Origin of the sequence: Pseudomonas sp. R1-43-08, from assembly GCF_003852255.1 — a bacterium.
GTDB lineage: Bacteria > Pseudomonadota > Gammaproteobacteria > Pseudomonadales > Pseudomonadaceae > Aquipseudomonas.
This window is the reverse complement of record NZ_CP027734.1, coordinates 4,112,170-4,126,937: the sequence shown is the minus strand read 5'-3', so window position 1 is coordinate 4,126,937 and position 14,768 is coordinate 4,112,170. Positions and strand designations below refer to the sequence as shown.

Annotated in this window: 13 protein-coding genes; 5 read left to right on the top strand and 8 right to left on the bottom strand. The window is 60.5% G+C overall.

The genetic code is table 11. The features are described 5' to 3' along the window. Positions 1 to 4 precede the first annotated feature (4 nt). Together C4J87_RS18815 and C4J87_RS18810 are read right to left on the bottom strand one after the other, a co-directional pair. A complete protein-coding gene (locus C4J87_RS18815) occupies positions 5 to 1,534 on the bottom strand; it encodes an NCS1 family nucleobase:cation symporter-1 (protein ID WP_124367976.1) in 1,530 nt (509 codons plus the stop codon). A gap of 461 nt (positions 1,535 to 1,995) precedes the next feature. Then, positions 1,996 to 2,736, bottom strand: coding sequence for a phosphoadenylyl-sulfate reductase (locus tag C4J87_RS18810; protein WP_124367975.1), 741 nt, complete (start codon positions 2,734 to 2,736; stop codon positions 1,996 to 1,998). 150 nt (positions 2,737 to 2,886) lie between these two features. Between C4J87_RS18810 and thrH the strand changes: the two genes are divergently transcribed. After that, positions 2,887 to 3,504 (top strand): bifunctional phosphoserine phosphatase/homoserine phosphotransferase ThrH, encoded by a 618-nt coding sequence (thrH, locus tag C4J87_RS18805; protein WP_124367974.1) that lies wholly within the window; start codon positions 2,887 to 2,889, stop codon positions 3,502 to 3,504. Between the two features lie 67 nt (positions 3,505 to 3,571). Here the strand turns inward: thrH and C4J87_RS18800 are convergent, their stop codons facing one another. The 6 genes from C4J87_RS18800 to C4J87_RS18775 all read right to left on the bottom strand — a co-directional run bounded on the left by C4J87_RS18800 (position 3,572) and on the right by C4J87_RS18775 (position 8,957). After that, the gene (locus tag C4J87_RS18800) at positions 3,572 to 3,928 is read right to left on the bottom strand and encodes a type II toxin-antitoxin system HigA family antitoxin (protein WP_124367973.1); all 357 of its coding nucleotides are present in this window, start codon (positions 3,926 to 3,928) and stop codon (positions 3,572 to 3,574) included. After that, complete coding sequence (locus C4J87_RS18795) at positions 3,928 to 4,230, bottom strand: type II toxin-antitoxin system HigB family toxin (protein WP_124367972.1); 303 nt, start codon at positions 4,228 to 4,230, stop codon at positions 3,928 to 3,930. Before C4J87_RS18795 ends, C4J87_RS18800 begins: the two co-directional genes overlap by 1 nt. A gap of 222 nt (positions 4,231 to 4,452) precedes the next feature. After that, positions 4,453 to 5,796 (bottom strand): aminodeoxychorismate synthase component I, encoded by a 1,344-nt coding sequence (gene pabB / locus C4J87_RS18790; protein ID WP_124367971.1) that lies wholly within the window; start codon positions 5,794 to 5,796, stop codon positions 4,453 to 4,455. A gap of 100 nt (positions 5,797 to 5,896) precedes the next feature. Beyond that, positions 5,897 to 6,883, bottom strand: a complete 987-nt coding sequence (locus C4J87_RS18785) for an alpha-L-glutamate ligase-like protein (protein ID WP_124363950.1) — start codon at positions 6,881 to 6,883, stop codon at positions 5,897 to 5,899. Next, entirely contained in the window at positions 6,883 to 8,415 is a 1,533-nt protein-coding gene (locus C4J87_RS18780) for an inactive transglutaminase family protein (protein ID WP_124363949.1), read from the bottom strand. Before C4J87_RS18780 ends, C4J87_RS18785 begins: the two co-directional genes overlap by 1 nt. A gap of 5 nt (positions 8,416 to 8,420) precedes the next feature. Then, complete coding sequence (locus C4J87_RS18775) at positions 8,421 to 8,957, bottom strand: ATP-dependent zinc protease (RefSeq protein ID WP_124367970.1); 537 nt, start codon at positions 8,955 to 8,957, stop codon at positions 8,421 to 8,423. Between the two features lie 266 nt (positions 8,958 to 9,223). Between C4J87_RS18775 and C4J87_RS18770 the strand changes: the two genes are divergently transcribed. The 4 genes from C4J87_RS18770 (at position 9,224) to acnD (ending at position 14,762) form a co-directional block, all read left to right on the top strand. After that, complete coding sequence (locus C4J87_RS18770; protein WP_124367969.1) at positions 9,224 to 9,922, top strand: GntR family transcriptional regulator; 699 nt, start codon at positions 9,224 to 9,226, stop codon at positions 9,920 to 9,922. Between the two features lie 13 nt (positions 9,923 to 9,935). After that, positions 9,936 to 10,829, top strand: a complete 894-nt coding sequence (gene prpB, locus C4J87_RS18765; protein WP_124363946.1) for a methylisocitrate lyase — start codon at positions 9,936 to 9,938, stop codon at positions 10,827 to 10,829. Positions 10,830 to 10,871: 42 nt separating this feature from the next. Continuing rightward, complete coding sequence (gene prpC, locus C4J87_RS18760) at positions 10,872 to 11,999, top strand: 2-methylcitrate synthase (protein ID WP_124367968.1); 1,128 nt, start codon at positions 10,872 to 10,874, stop codon at positions 11,997 to 11,999. Positions 12,000 to 12,167: 168 nt separating this feature from the next. Then, complete coding sequence (acnD, locus tag C4J87_RS18755) at positions 12,168 to 14,762, top strand: Fe/S-dependent 2-methylisocitrate dehydratase AcnD (protein ID WP_124367967.1); 2,595 nt, start codon at positions 12,168 to 12,170, stop codon at positions 14,760 to 14,762. The last annotated feature ends 6 nt before the right edge of the window (positions 14,763 to 14,768 follow it).

The following is a 14,768-nucleotide window of genomic DNA, read 5'->3' as shown; positions in this document are numbered from 1 at the left end:
TTGTTTAATGACTGGCGTTATCGACTGCAATGCTTTCGCCGCTGACATCGGCGTAGAACGGCTGGCGCTTGGCGATCAGCAGGTACAGCAACCCTGCAATACCGGCGCCAAACAGCCAGGAGAACGGCGAGACGCTGGCGAACCCAGGCAACAAAGCCAACAGGATGGCGATCACCGCTGCCGGAACGAACGCCGCCACCGCGCGCAGATTCACGCCCCGGCTGTAGTAATAAACGCCCTGCGCGTCTTCGCTATACAGCTGCGGCACATCCACCTGGCTTTTGCGGATCAGCCAGTAGTCAACCATGATCACCCCATACAACGGCCCGAGCAGTGCGCCCAGTCCGGAAAGGAAATACACGATCACCAGCGGGCTGTTATAGAGGTTCCACGGCAGGATCAGCACCGCCACGGTGGCGCTGATCAGGCCCGCGCGGCGGAAGTTCAGGTACTTGGGCGCCAGGTTGCTCAGCACAAACGCCGGTGCGACGAAGTTGGCCATGATATTCACCGCCACGGTAACGATCAGGAAGGCCAGGCAGCCGAGCACCAGAAAGAAGGTATTGGGAATGGCGGCGATGATTTCAGTCGGGCTTTCGATCACCCGGCCATTGAGCTGGAACTGCCCGCCGCACAGCAGCACGGTGATGGCGGCGAATATCAGGATATTCACCGGCAGGCCCCAGAAATTACCCACCAGGATCGTCCTGCGGCAAGGCGAGGAGCGGGCGAAGTCGCAGAAGTTAAGGATCAGCGTGCCGTAAATCGCCAACCACAGCGCACCGCCGGCAAAGATATTGCGCCACATCTCGCCGCCGCTCAGCGGTTCGCGGATCGACCAGGCAATGTTGCCGCCTGCCTGGAAGTACATCCAGCCGGCCAGCGAGGCCACGGTGAGCAGAATCACCGGTCCGGCAAACCCCTCATAGCGACGTACCATTTCCATGCCATAGGCCAGGATCACCAGTTGCACCAGCCAGATCGCCACGAAGCACGCCCAGCCGAGCGATGACAGGCCGAGGATCGCGTTGTGATCATAGTCGGCAAACCCTGGATGAACCGCCGTCAACAACACACGGAAAACCACCGAAGCCAGGTAGGTCTGGATACCGAACCAGGCAATCGCAATCACGGCGCGGATCAACGCCGGAATCTGTGCTCCATGAATACCGAAGCTGATACGGCTGATCACGGGAAACGGCACGCCGGTCTTCTGGCCCATGTACCCCGACAAGTTCATGAAAAAGTACACCAGTGCCGCACCGATCCCCAGGGACAACAGGATCTGCCAGCCGCCCAGGCCCAATGCATACAAGCCGATGGCAAATGAATAGTTGGCGATGTTGTGCACGTCATTGGTCCATAGCGCAAAGATGCTGTAGCGCCCCCAGCGACGGCCTTCGATCTTGGTCGGGGCGAGGTCTTTGTTGTGCAGGCGTGAGCTGAGTACCAGCGGGCCGGGGCTTGCCGCCTCGGGATTCAAGACGGAGGAGGGCAGATCCAGTGCGATGTCATTCGAGAGGCTTGTACGCATTCCGGCAGGCTCCAGCGCATCCGCAGCAAAGCGGCAGATGGCAAAGTGTATGTAGGTTTTGTATTTATTGTATACAAAGCGCATTTCACCTTAAGCCACATGCGTGCCAGTTTTCGGACTATCAACACTCCGGTAAATCTTGTTTTTATCGCCGATTGAAATAACTAGCTGAATTAAAAGCGATATAAATTGACCGTTCGAACAGCTATTTATTTTTATGGGGAAGGGGGCAGACTCAGGAGGGCAAAAATAGAGAGGAAAGAAGTGTTACGTTTTGGTGCGATTCATATTGGATTGCACACATAAATGGCACCGATGGTTACAACTATGTGTACATTTTCATCGCGAACACAGAACAAATGTGGGAGGGGGCTTGCCCCCGATAGCGCCGGGTCAGTCACCCCATACAGTGCCTGACACTACGCCATCGGGAGCAAACCCCCTCCCACAGGTTAACTGTGTCAGACTTTTGTCTTGCTGATGATATTCCCCGCATGCAGCCCGCATTCCTTCTGCGTGGCTTCCTCCCACCACCAACGGCCTTCGCGCTCATGCTGGTTCGGCAGCACAGGACGGGTGCAGGGCTCGCAGCCGATGCTGATAAAACCGCGTTCATGCAGGCTGTTATAGGGCAGCTCCAGCATGCGGATATAACCCCAGATCTCCTCGCTGGTCATCTGCGCCAGCGGGTTGAATTTGTACAAGGTACGTTCAGGGGTAGAAAACGCCGTATCGATTTCCAACGCAGCCACCTGGCTGCGTGTGCCCGGGCTCTGGTCGCGGCGCTGGCCGGTGGCCCAGGCACGCACGCCTGCCAGTTTGCGGCGCAGCGGTTCGATCTTGCGTATGCCACAGCACTCGCCATGACCGTCCTTATAGAAGCTGAACAGGCCCTTCTCTTTGACGAAGGGTTCCAGCTTGCTCTGGTCCGGCGAAATCAGTTCGATGTCGATCTTGTAGAACTCACGCACCTGTTCGATGAACCGGTAGGTTTCCGGGTGCAGGCGGCCGGTGTCGAGGCTGAACACCTTGACGTTCTTGTTCAGTTTCCAGGCCATGTCCACCAGCACCACATCCTCGGCGCCGCTGAAGGAAATCCACAGGTCGTCACCGAACTGGCTGAACGCCAGCTTGAGGATGTCCTGAGCGGACTTGTTGGCATAGGTCGTGGCGAGTTCAACGACGTCGAAGGCTTGGTTCATCAGGACGGTTCCTACAGGTCAGTGGCGCTGAGCGCTCTATAGGGGGCGATGGTATCAAAATCTACCCTGCGTTGCGGCGGCGTGCTTGAGTCGCTAGAGTTCGCCAGTCCTTTTGCTCGCTCAACTTGAATAATACGAACGGAGTGTCCTGTGGAAATTGCCTGTCTCGACCTGGAAGGGGTACTGGTTCCGGAAATCTGGATCGCCTTCGCCGAAAAAACCGGTATCCAATCCCTGCGCGCCACCACCCGTGACATTCCCGACTACGACGTGTTGATGCAGCAGCGCCTGCGTATCCTCGATGAGCACGGGCTCAAGCTTGCCGATATCCAGAAAGTGATTGCCACCCTCAAGCCACTGGACGGCGCCATCGAGTTCGTCAACTGGCTGCGCGAGCGCTTTCAGGTAGTGATCCTCTCCGACACCTTCTACGAATTCTCCCAGCCGCTGATGCGCCAGCTGGGCTTTCCGACCCTGCTCTGTCATCGCCTGATCACGGATGAAAACGACCGGGTGGTCAGCTACCAACTGCGCCAGAAAGATCCCAAGCGCCAGTCGGTATTGGCGTTCAAGACGCTGTACTACCGAGTGATTGCGGCGGGGGATTCCTATAACGACACCACCATGCTGGGTGAGGCAGACCGGGGGATTCTGTTCCATGCGCCGGAGAATGTGATTCGCGAGTTCCCGCAGTTTCCGGCGGTGCATACGTTTGAGGATTTGAAGCGGGAGTTTATCAAGGCGTCCAGCCGACAGTTGAGCCTGTAAATTATCTGGCGCGGCTGATGGCCTCATCAGGAGCAGGCCCCCTCTCCCAAGGCCCTCCCAGCCCCGCCTAAATGCCCGCCAGCAACCGCTCATAAGGGATACACAATCCCTCATGCAGGCGTTTGATCATCGCCAGGCTCAGCTTGCGCTTGCCGTTCAACACTTCTGAAACGCGCCCGCTGGGGCCGATGAATGGCTCCAGATCGCGGGCAGTCAAGCCCATTTGTTCCATGCGGAATTTGATCGCTTCCACTGGGTCCGAAGGCGGCATCGGAAAGTGCTCCGCCTCGTACTTCTCAATCAGAACAGCGAGAATTTCCAGCTCGTCACCTTCGGCACTGCCGCTGGCCGCTCCCCAAATTTGCTCGACGCGCGCGAGCGCAGCGGCCAGGTCTTCCTGAGAGTGAATAGGTTTGATGTTCATTACACGGTCTCCGCATTGATTGTGTCGTACTGCGCGTGGGTGCCGACAAAGCGGATGAAGCCAAGCTGTCGCTCATAATCGATCGCCATGATCACCCGGTACTTGTTGCCGCCCACGTTGAATACAACCCTGCCGCTTTTGAGGATGCTTGCAGTCCTGAGCTCGGCCTTGAGTGCCTGTGGTGTTGGGTAAAGGGTCTTTTCCATATGGCGATACCACTCGACCAAGGGCGTTTTTGCATCGGCAGTAGCCGGGTGGCTTTCCCAGAACCTTCGTAAGGTTGAGAGGGCGATTATTCGCATCGCTCATTCCTCCCATATTGGGAGATAGTAGGCCCGAGTGGGTGAGCATGCAATCCCTGAAACAAGCTCTGACGATTGAGTGGCATATGTGATCCTTCACAGACGGCGGTGGGCGGCGGAAGTCGGACGCTATCGCGCCGCTCACTGTTGGTCCATTACCGTTCTGATTCAGGTTTTTTCGTGCCGAACTCGCTGCCCTCAGCGGCAGGAGTGGCTTGGGTGCTAGAGGCTTTCCAACGTGTGTAACAACACCTGTACCTTGGTCAGCGACTCCTGATATTCCGCCTCCCACTGCGAGTCCGCTACGATCCCGCCGCCGCCCCAGCAGCACACCTGCGCGTCCTTGACCAGCAAACTGCGGATGGCGATAGAGCTGTCCATTTCGCCGCGCACGTCCAGGTACATCAGCGAACCGCAGTACAGGCCGCGTCGGGTCGGTTCCAGTTCGTCGATGATCTGCATCGCGCGGATCTTCGGCGCACCAGTGATAGAACCGCCTGGGAAGCTGCCGGCGATGAGGTCGAGGGCATCTTTATCGTCGGCCAATGTGCCGGTGACGCTGCTCACCAGATGGTGCACGTTGGGGTAGCTTTCCAGGCTGAACAATTCGGGTACTTTTACCGAGCCGATACGGCAACTGCGGCCGAGGTCGTTGCGCAGCAGGTCGACGATCATCAGGTTTTCTGCGCGATCCTTGGGACTGGCCAAGAGTTCGGCGGCGTGTGCCGCATCTTCTTGCGGCGTCGGGCCGCGGGGGCGGGTGCCTTTGATCGGGCGGGTTTCAACCTGGCGCTGGCTGACCTTGACGAAGCGTTCCGGTGACAGGCTGAGCACCGCGCCACCTTCCGGCAGGCTCTGGAACCCGGAAAACGGCGTTGGGCAGGCCTCGCGCAGCGCGCAATAGGCGGACCATGGATCACCGATGCAGGGCGCGCGAAAGCGCTGGGCGAAGTTGACCTGGTAGCAGTCGCCGGCCTCGATATAGTCCTGAATACGCACGATGGCCTGCCGATAGGCCTCGGCCGTCAGGTCCGGTGCCATGGGACCTTGCAACTTGAACGCCGCAGACCTGTCGCCGACGCCGGCGCTGAACAGGCTGATCAGGCGTTGCCGTTCGCTGTCTGCGAGACTGGGGTGGAATACCAGTTGGCTGGACTGCGCAGCGTGATCGCTGATCAGCGCCCAGGCATACAGTCCGAAGCGCGCGTCCGGCAGGTGCAAGTCGTCTACCGCCAGGTGCGGCATCTGTTCCAGGTGTCGGCCGAAATCGTAACTCAGATAGCCGATCAAGCCACCGGCAAACGGCAGCTCCAAGCCAGCGGGCAATGCCGCTTCGCCCAAGTGCGTCAGGCTTTTGCGCAAACGTTGCAGGAAATCGCCGCCGCTTTCGTCAGGCGCAACCGCCAAGGTCGCCTCAGGCCAGGCGCTGAGCAGGTCATAACGGCCACGCTCGGCCGCCGGGCGGCCGCTGTCGAGCAGCACCGCACCGGGCGCATGGCGAATCGCCGCAAAATACTCGGCGGGGTTGGCTCGATAGGGCAACGGGTAAACGGAACAGGTCGGCATGCGGGGGTGGATCAGCCAGTGGCGCGGGGGAGGGGATTGTAGTCCCCTGTAGGATTTGCTCCTAGAGGGGATGTCGGGGATAGACAGTTCGAAGGCCGGATCAGCCTTCCACGGGCGGTATATGGCCAAACATCTCTTGCACGAACTTCACCCGTTCTTCCGGGGTTTCGCTCACGCCAGCGGCTTTCAGTTCTTCCAGTCGCGCCTCCACCGCATGGGTGCGCAGGGTCAGGCCGCAGTCGTTGGCAATCTGGATATTCAGCCCCGGCCGCGCGTTCAATTCCAGGATCAGCGGGCCTTTTTCCTGGTCCAGCACCATGTCCACACCGATATAGCCCAGGCCGCACAGTTCATAGCAGCCGGCCGCCAGCTTCATGAAACCGTCCCAGTTGGGCAGTTGTACGCCGTCCACCGCATTGGTGGTATCGGGGTGCTTGGTGATGATGTTGTTCAGCCAGGTGCCACGCAACGTCAGGCCGGTGGCGAGGTCGACGCCCACACCTATCGCGCCCTGGTGCAGGTTGGCCTTGCCACCGGACTGGCGCGTCGGCAAGCGCAGCATCGCCATCACCGGATAGCCCATCAGCACGATGATGCGGATGTCCGGCACGCCTTCGTAGCTGATGCTCTTGAAGATCTGGTCGGGTACCACGCGGTATTCGATCAAGGCGCGATCGCGGTGGCCGCCCAGGGAGTAGAGGCCGGTAAGAATGCTGGAAATCTGGTGCTCGATTTCCTCATGGCTGATGATCTTGCCGGACACCGTGCGATAGCGCCCCTCAAAGCGGTCCGCCACCACCAGGATGCCGTCGCCGCCGGCGCCCTGGGCGGGCTTGATCACGAAGTCGCTGCGCCCGCCGATGATTTCGTCGAGCTTGTCGATTTCCTTCTCGGTGGAGATGACTCCATACATTTCAGGTACGTGAATACCGGCCGCCATGGCCCGTTCCTTGGTGATGATCTTGTCATCCACGATCGGGTACAGGCTGCGCTTGTTGTACTTGAGCACGTAGTCGGCGTTCCGCCGGTTGATGCCCATGATCCCGCGCGCTTCCAGGGCCTTCCAGGTCTTCCAGAAGCCGAACATCAGGAGTCAGCCTTCAGGAATGCCTTGAAACGTACCAGTTCGGTCAGGCGGTAGCCGCGATAACGGCCCATGGCCAGCATGAAACCCACCAGGATCAGCAGGATCGCCGGGAAGGTGAACACGAAGTAGATCAGCTCCGGCACGCTCATGATGATGTGCGCCAGGGATGCCGCGAACAGCGTGCCGATTGCCACTTTCAGCGCATGGTTGGCGCCGCGCTCTTCCCAGGTGATCGACAGGCGCTCGATGGTCATGGTCAGGATCACCATCGGGAACAGCGCCACCGACAGGCCCCGCTCCAGGCCCAGCTTGTGGCTGAACAGGCTGATGGCGGCAATCAGCACCACCACGAAGGTCAGCACCACCGACAGCCTCGGCAGCATCTGCAGCTTCAGGTGTTCCAGGTAGGACCTGAGCGACAGCCCCAGCGCGGTGATGATTGTAAACAGCACAATCCCGAAACCCAGTTGCGTCTCGCGGAAGGCCAGGGCGATCAGCACCGGGGTAAAGGTGCCGAGGGTCTGCAGGCCGATCAGGTTGCGCAGGATCAGGATCACCAGCACGCCAATCGGGATCATCACCATGATCATGAACGTCTGTTGGGTTTGCAGCGGCAGGCCGTACAGCGAGTATTCGAGGAAGTTGGCGTCGGTGTTTTCGTCGGTCAGCTTGGCCAGGCGAATCGCGTTCATTTCGCTGTTGTTCAGGCTGAAGGTCACCATGGCTTTCTTGCCGCCATCGACCGTGATCAGGTTTTCATCGCCGGTCCACCACAGCAGGCGGTCGGCGGGCAGGCCTTGTTCACCGGTTTCCGGGTTGAAGTACAGCCAGTCATTCCCATTGAAGCTGCGCAGCCACAGTTCCGGAGATTGCGGCTGGTCGGCGACGAGGCGAATGGTGTGGACTTTTTCCACCGGTACGTGGGCGATGGACAGCAGCAATTCAACGATCTTGGCCTTGTGCGACGTCGACGGGTCGCCCGCCAGCAGCAGTTTCACATTGTCGTCGTTGAGGTTGTTGGTGCGCTTGATGGCTTCGGTAATAAAGGTCTCGACGTCTGCCGAGTGCTGGCGAATCGGCGCGAGCAAGGCTTCGGCGGCGATTTTTTCCGGGCCCTCCACGGCGATGCTGTCGCGGAACGTCGGGCCCTTGATCTTGACCTTTTCACCGCTGTAGCGCTTGGTCAGCACCAGGCGGTAATACAGGGTCTGGTTGCCCTTGGCGCGGCGCGCCGACCAGGTGACCTTGCGGTTGCCATCGGCGCGATTGACGCTCACCCCGTAGTTGTTCGAAATAAAGCTCTCATTGAGGCTGACGAAGTCGCGGCTCAACGGCGGCACGAACATCGAAACCTTCACCGGGTCCTTGGGGTTGGCGACGAACTCGACCTTCGCGTCGATGTTCCACAAGTCATCGGTGGCGTCCTCGGTGACAGGGATGCCCAGCACGAAGATCTGGTAGGCGGTGACCGAAATACCCAGCACCACCAGAATGGTGATCAGGATTTTCAGGTGCAGGGTCAGAGAGCGCATTCGGTTTACTCGGCGGTATGAGCGTCGGCGGCGCAGGCAGGTTTGCCTGCTGCATATTTTAGGCTGGGGTCGATCAGCGCATCAAAGCGCTTCAGCGCTTCGGAGCCGATCAGCAGCGGGTATTGGAAGGTGCTGCGGTCAGTCAAGTTCACTTCGATGCTGCGTAAAGCGCTGCCCATGCAGATATCCAGGGCAATCACCGGACGAGCGGTGTACTGCTTGTCCTCCTCAGGATCGTAATCACCGGCGCGGCGCTTGATCTTGCTGACGCGGGCCAGTGGACGTTCGATGGGGTGGGAATGGGCGGCATCGATGGCCAGGTAGAAGCGTACCCAGGACTCCCCGTTGCGCTTGAAGCGTTTGATATCGCGCGCACTCAGCGAGGCGGTCTTGGCGCCCGTGTCGAGCTTGGCCGCGACTTCCAGGTCGAGGCCCGCCAGCTTGGCGTATTCATTCAGGCCATACACCGTCTTCTCGGCGGCAACGCCAAGGCTCGGCAGGGACAGTAGGCATAACAGTAGGGGGAAGGGCTTGAGTCTCATAATTCCTGAGGCGATGCAGTGCGAAATTCAAGGCGACTGGCATTACTGCGCAAGCTCCCTCGTGCGCCATTTCATCTAGCGATGTCAGGCAAATGCGGCGGGCATTCTAACATGATGCTTTTTTGGCGCCAGCGCTGGCAGGCGGCCATGCTCTTGGATCCACGCCGGAGGTTATTAGACGATTGTCGACAATGTTGATTTATTCTTTGACTAAGCAGGGGTAATTGGCTAGTTTTTGCAGCATTGCTTTTAAAGGTGTCGACAATATGCTGGATCAAACGGACTCTCCGCCGGCGCTGTCGGACGAATCCCAAACTATGTCGGAAAACGTCTTCCGGCGAATCCAGGCCGCCATCGTCAAGGGCGAGATCGCCCCGGGCTCCAAGATTTCCGAACCGGAGCTGGCGCGCACCTATGGCATCAGCCGTGGCCCGCTGCGCGAGGCGATTCACCGCCTGGAAGGCCAGCGCCTGCTGGTGCGGGTGCCCCACGTCGGCGCCCGCGTGGTGTCGTTGAGCCACGCCGAGCTGATCGAGCTCTATGAAATCCGCGAGTCATTGGAAGGCATGGCGTGCCGGCTGGCGGCCGAGCGCATGACCGACGCGGAAATCGAAGAGCTGCGCCAGGTATTGCACACCCATGAGCGGGATGCCGCGTTTCAGGCCGGTGTCGGCTATTACCAGCAGGAGGGCGACTTCGATTTTCATTACCGGATCATCCAGGGCGCCGGCAACCGCACCCTGACCCAGATGCTCTGCGGCGAGCTATACCAATTGGTGCGCATGTACCGCATCCAGTTTTCCGCCACCCCCAATCGTCCACGCCAGGCCTTTGCCGAGCATCACCGCATTCTTGACGCGATTGCCGATCGCGACGGTGAACTGGCCGAACTGTTGATGCGCCGGCATATCGGCGCTTCCAAACGCAACATCGCCCGTCACTTCCCGGACGGCGCTCCCCAATAAATAGAGGTGAGTCATGAGTTCCACGAACAACAGCACCCCAGGCCAGCGTTTCCGTGACGCGGTCGCCAGTGAACAGCCGTTGCAGGTGGTCGGCGCAATCAACGCCAACCACGCCTTGCTGGCCAAACGCGCCGGCTTCAAGGCGATTTACCTGTCCGGTGGCGGCGTGGCTGCAGGCTCCCTGGGGGTTCCGGACCTGGGCATCACCGGCCTGGATGACGTCCTGACCGACGTACGCCGCATCACTGACGTATGCGACCTGCCGCTGCTGGTGGACGTGGACACCGGTTTCGGTTCCTCGGCGTTCAACGTCGCGCGCACCGTCAAGTCGATGATCAAGTTCGGCGCGGCGGCCATCCACATCGAAGACCAGGTCGGCGCCAAGCGCTGCGGCCATCGGCCCAACAAGGAGATCGTGTCCCTGCAGGAAATGGTCGACCGCATCAAGGCCGCCGTGGACGCGCGCACCGATGACAGCTTCGTGATCATGGCCCGCACCGATGCCCTGGCCGTGGAAGGTTTGGAATCCGCCCTGGAGCGTGCCGCTGCGTGCATCGAGGCCGGTGCCGACATGGTGTTCCCGGAAGCCATCACTGAACTTGAGATGTACAAACTGTTCGCCTCGCGGGTGAAAGCGCCGATCCTGGCCAACATCACCGAGTTCGGCGCGACCCCGCTGTTTACCACCGAACAGTTGAAATCTGCCGATGTTTCCATCGTGCTGTACCCGCTCTCGGCCTTCCGCGCCATGAACAAGGCTGCCGAGAACGTCTACACCGCGATCCGCCGCGACGGTACGCAACAGAACGTGATCGACACCATGCAAACCCGCATGGAGCTTTACGATCGTATCGACTACCACACCTTCGAGCAGAAGCTCGACGCGCTGTTTGCCGCGAAGAAGTAGCAAGCGCGCCTCCTTGAATAACGACAAAATTGGAGAAGAACCATGGCTGAAGCAAAAGTATTGAGTGGTGCCGGCCTGCGTGGCCAGGTGGCCGGGCAGACCGCACTGTCGACCGTCGGCCAGGCCGGCGCCGGCTTGACCTATCGCGGCTATGACGTGCGTGAACTGGCCGCCGATGCGCAATTTGAAGAAGTCGCCTACCTGCTGCTGTACGGCGAACTGCCGACCAGCGCCGAACTGGCGGCCTACAGCGCCAGGCTGAGCCAGCTGCGCGACTTGCCGCAAGCGTTGAAAGAAGTGCTGGAACGCATCCCCGCCGACGCCCACCCAATGGACGTGATGCGCACCGGTTGCTCGTTCCTGGGCAATATCGAGCCGGAAAAAGACTTCAGCGTGCAGCGTGACGTCACCGATCGCCTGCTCGCCGCGTTCCCGGCAATCATGTGCTACTGGTACCGCTTCAGCCACGACGGCAAGCGCATCGACTGCGTCACCGACGAGCCCAGCATCGGCGGGCACTTCCTGCACCTGCTGCATGGCAAGAAGCCGAGCGATCTGCACGTCAAAGTGATGAACGTGTCGCTGATCCTCTATGCCGAGCACGAATTCAACGCCTCGACCTTCACTGCCCGGGTGTGCGCGTCGACCTTGTCCGACCTGTATTCCTGCGTCACCGCCGCCATCGGTTCCCTGCGCGGCCCGCTGCACGGCGGCGCCAACGAAGCGGCGATGGAGATGATCGAGCGTTTCGGTTCGGCCGAAGAGGCCGTCGAAGGCACCCTCGGCATGCTGGCGCGCAAGGACAAGATCATGGGCTTTGGCCACGCCATCTACAAAGACAACGACCCGCGCAATGAAGTGATCAAGGGTTGGTCGAAAAAACTCGCTGACGAAGTGGGCGACACGGTGTTGTTTGCGGTTTCCGAAGCCATCGACAAGACCATGTGGAAGCAGAAGAAGCTGTTCCCCAACGCCGATTTCTACCATGCCTCGGCGTACCACTTCATGGGCATCCCGACCAAGCTGTTCACGCCGATCTTCGTTTGTTCGCGGCTCACCGGCTGGGCGGCGCACGTGTTCGAGCAACGCGCCAATAACCGCATCATCCGTCCAAGCGCCGAGTACACCGGCGTTGAGCAGCGCAAGTTCGTGCCAATCGAACGTCGCTGAATTGCAGGCGTAACCCTGCTCTCTGTAGGAGCGAGCTTGCTCGCGAAGGTCGTCAACGATAACGCGGGCATACTGAATGATCGCGATGCCTGGACGTTTTTTGCGAGCAAGCTCGCTCCTACAGGGGCTGGTTCCCGCAGCACCCTATACCGTGACCGAGTCCTGACGATGAACACTGAATTTCGCAAACCGCTTCCCGGCAGCCGCCTGGATTACTTCGACGCCCGCGCGGCTGTCGAGGCAATCACTCCCGGCGCCTACGCCACCTTGCCGTATACCTCCCGCGTACTCGCGGAAAACCTGGTGCGTCGTTGCGACCCGGCCAGCCTCAATGCCTCCCTGAGCCAGTTGATCGAGCGCAAGCGTGACCTCGATTTCCCATGGTTCCCGGCCCGCGTGGTGTGCCATGACATCCTCGGCCAGACCGCCCTGGTAGACCTCGCCGGCCTGCGCGACGCCATCGCCCTGCAAGGCGGCGATCCGGCGCAGGTCAACCCGGTGGTGCCGACCCAGTTGATTGTCGACCACTCCCTGGCCGTCGAAGCCGGTGGCGCCGACCCGCAGGCGTTCGAAAAGAACCGCGCCATCGAAGACCGCCGCAACGAAGATCGCTTCCATTTTATCGAGTGGACCAAGAAGGCCTTCAAGAACGTCGACGTGATCCCGCCCGGCAACGGCATCATGCACCAGATCAACCTGGAGAAAATGTCACCGGTGATTCAGGTTCGCGACGGCGTGGCCTTCCCGGACACCTGCGTCGGCACCGACAGCCACACCCCGCATGTGGATGCCCTGGGCGTGATCGCCATCGGGGTCGGCGGCCTTGAAGCCGAAAGTGTGATGCTCGGGCGTGCGTCATGGATGCGTCTGCCGGAAATTGTCGGGGTGGAGCTGACCGGCAAGCTGCAGCCGGGCATCACCGCCACCGATATGGTGCTGGCGCTGACCGAGTTCCTGCGCCAACAGAAAGTCGTCGGCGCATGGCTGGAGTTCTTCGGTGAAGGCGCTTCGGCCCTGACCTTGGGCGACCGCGCGACCATCTCCAACATGGCCCCGGAATACGGCGCCACCGCAGCGATGTTCTACATCGACCAGCAGACGATCGCCTACCTGAAGCTCACCGGTCGCGAAGAGGAACAGGTCGCCCTGGTGGAACAGTACGCACGCCACACCGGGCTGTGGGCCGACGAGCTGAAAGGCGCGCAATACGAGCGCGGCCTGACGTTCGACCTGTCCAGCGTGGTACGCAACATGGCGGGCCCGAGCAACCCTCACGCCCGTGTCGCCACGCGTGACCTGGCGGCCAAAGGCATCAGCGGCCAGTGGGACGACGTGCCGGGGCAAATGCCTGACGGCGCCGTGATCATTGCCGCTATCACCAGTTGCACCAACACCAGCAACCCGCGCAACGTGATCGCCGCCGGCCTGCTGGCGCGCAACGCCAACCGGCTCGGGCTGACGCGCAAGCCGTGGGTCAAGTCGTCCCTGGCGCCGGGTTCGAAAACCGTGGCCATGTACCTGGAAGAAGCCGGCCTGGGGCATGAACTGGAAAAACTTGGTTTCGGCGTGGTGGCTTTCGCTTGCACGACCTGCAACGGCATGTCCGGCGCGCTCGACCCGGTGATCCAGCAGGAAATCATCGATCGCGACCTCTACGCCACCGCTGTGCTGTCAGGTAACCGCAACTTCGATGGGCGTATTCATCCGTACGCCAAGCAGGCCTTCCTCGCTTCGCCGCCGCTGGTGGTGGCCTATGCGATTGCCGGCACCATTCGTTTCGATATCGAGAAAGACGTGCTGGGGCTGGACGTCGACGGCAAGGAAATCCGCCTGCAGGACATCTGGCCGAGCGACGAAGAGATCGACGCAGTGGTCAAGGCCTCGGTCAAGCCGGAACAGTTTCGCGCCGTGTATATCCCGATGTTCGCGATTCACGAAGACACCGGCCCCAAAGTCACCCCGCTGTACGACTGGCGCCCGCAAAGCACCTATATTCGCCGCCCGCCTTATTGGGAAGGCGCCTTGGCGGGCGCACGTCCGCTCAAGGGCATGCGCCCGCTGGCCGTGCTACCGGACAACATCACCACCGACCACCTGTCGCCCTCCAACGCGATCATGCCGGGCAGCGCCGCCGGCGAGTACCTGGCGAAAATGGGCTTGCCGGAAGTTGACTTCAACTCCTACGCGACCCACAGGGGCGACCACCTGACCGCGCAGCGTGCCACCTTCGCCAACCCGAAACTGTTCAACGAAATGGTGCAGGAAAACGGCAAGGTCAAGCAGGGCTCCCTGGCGCGTATCGAGCCGGAAGGCACGGTCACGCGCATGTGGGAAGCCATCGAAACCTACATGGAACGTAAGCAGCCGCTGATCATTATCGCGGGCGCCGACTATGGCCAAGGCTCGTCCCGCGACTGGGCGGCCAAGGGCGTGCGCCTGGCCGGTGTGGAAGCGATCGCCGCCGAAGGTTTCGAGCGCATTCACCGCACCAACTTGGTCGGCATGGGCGTGTTGCCCCTGGAATTCTTGCCGGGCACCGATCGCCACACTCTCAAGATCGACGGCAGCGAAACCTATGATGTGGTCGGCGAACGCACGCCGCGCGCGCAATTGACCCTGGTGATCAACCGCAGGAATGGCGAGCGTGTCGAAGTGCCGGTGACCTGCCGTCTGGACACCGCTGAAGAAGTGTCGATCTACGAGGCGGGCGGCGTGTTGCAACGTTTTGCCCAGGACTTCCTGGAATCGGCGGCGACGGCCTGAGGGGTT

Excerpts from the sequence above, each read along its gene's own strand:
- C4J87_RS18815 (WP_124367976.1), bottom strand. The coding sequence starts at position 1,534 with ATGCGTACAAGCCTCTCGAATGACATCGCACTGGATCTGCCCTCCTCC.
- C4J87_RS18810 (WP_124367975.1), bottom strand. The coding sequence starts at position 2,736 with ATGAACCAAGCCTTCGACGTCGTTGAACTCGCCACGACCTATGCCAAC.
- C4J87_RS18800 (WP_124367973.1), bottom strand. The coding sequence starts at position 3,928 with ATGAACATCAAACCTATTCACTCTCAGGAAGACCTGGCCGCTGCGCTC.
- C4J87_RS18795 (WP_124367972.1), bottom strand. The coding sequence starts at position 4,230 with ATGCGAATAATCGCCCTCTCAACCTTACGAAGGTTCTGGGAAAGCCAC.
- pabB (WP_124367971.1), bottom strand. The coding sequence starts at position 5,796 with ATGCCGACCTGTTCCGTTTACCCGTTGCCCTATCGAGCCAACCCCGCC.
- C4J87_RS18785 (WP_124363950.1), bottom strand. The coding sequence starts at position 6,883 with ATGTTCGGCTTCTGGAAGACCTGGAAGGCCCTGGAAGCGCGCGGGATC.
- C4J87_RS18780 (WP_124363949.1), bottom strand. The coding sequence starts at position 8,415 with ATGCGCTCTCTGACCCTGCACCTGAAAATCCTGATCACCATTCTGGTG.
- C4J87_RS18775 (WP_124367970.1), bottom strand. The coding sequence starts at position 8,957 with ATGAGACTCAAGCCCTTCCCCCTACTGTTATGCCTACTGTCCCTGCCG.
- C4J87_RS18770 (WP_124367969.1), top strand. The coding sequence starts at position 9,224 with ATGCTGGATCAAACGGACTCTCCGCCGGCGCTGTCGGACGAATCCCAA.
- prpB (WP_124363946.1), top strand. The coding sequence starts at position 9,936 with ATGAGTTCCACGAACAACAGCACCCCAGGCCAGCGTTTCCGTGACGCG.
- prpC (WP_124367968.1), top strand. The coding sequence starts at position 10,872 with ATGGCTGAAGCAAAAGTATTGAGTGGTGCCGGCCTGCGTGGCCAGGTG.
- acnD (WP_124367967.1), top strand. The coding sequence starts at position 12,168 with ATGAACACTGAATTTCGCAAACCGCTTCCCGGCAGCCGCCTGGATTAC.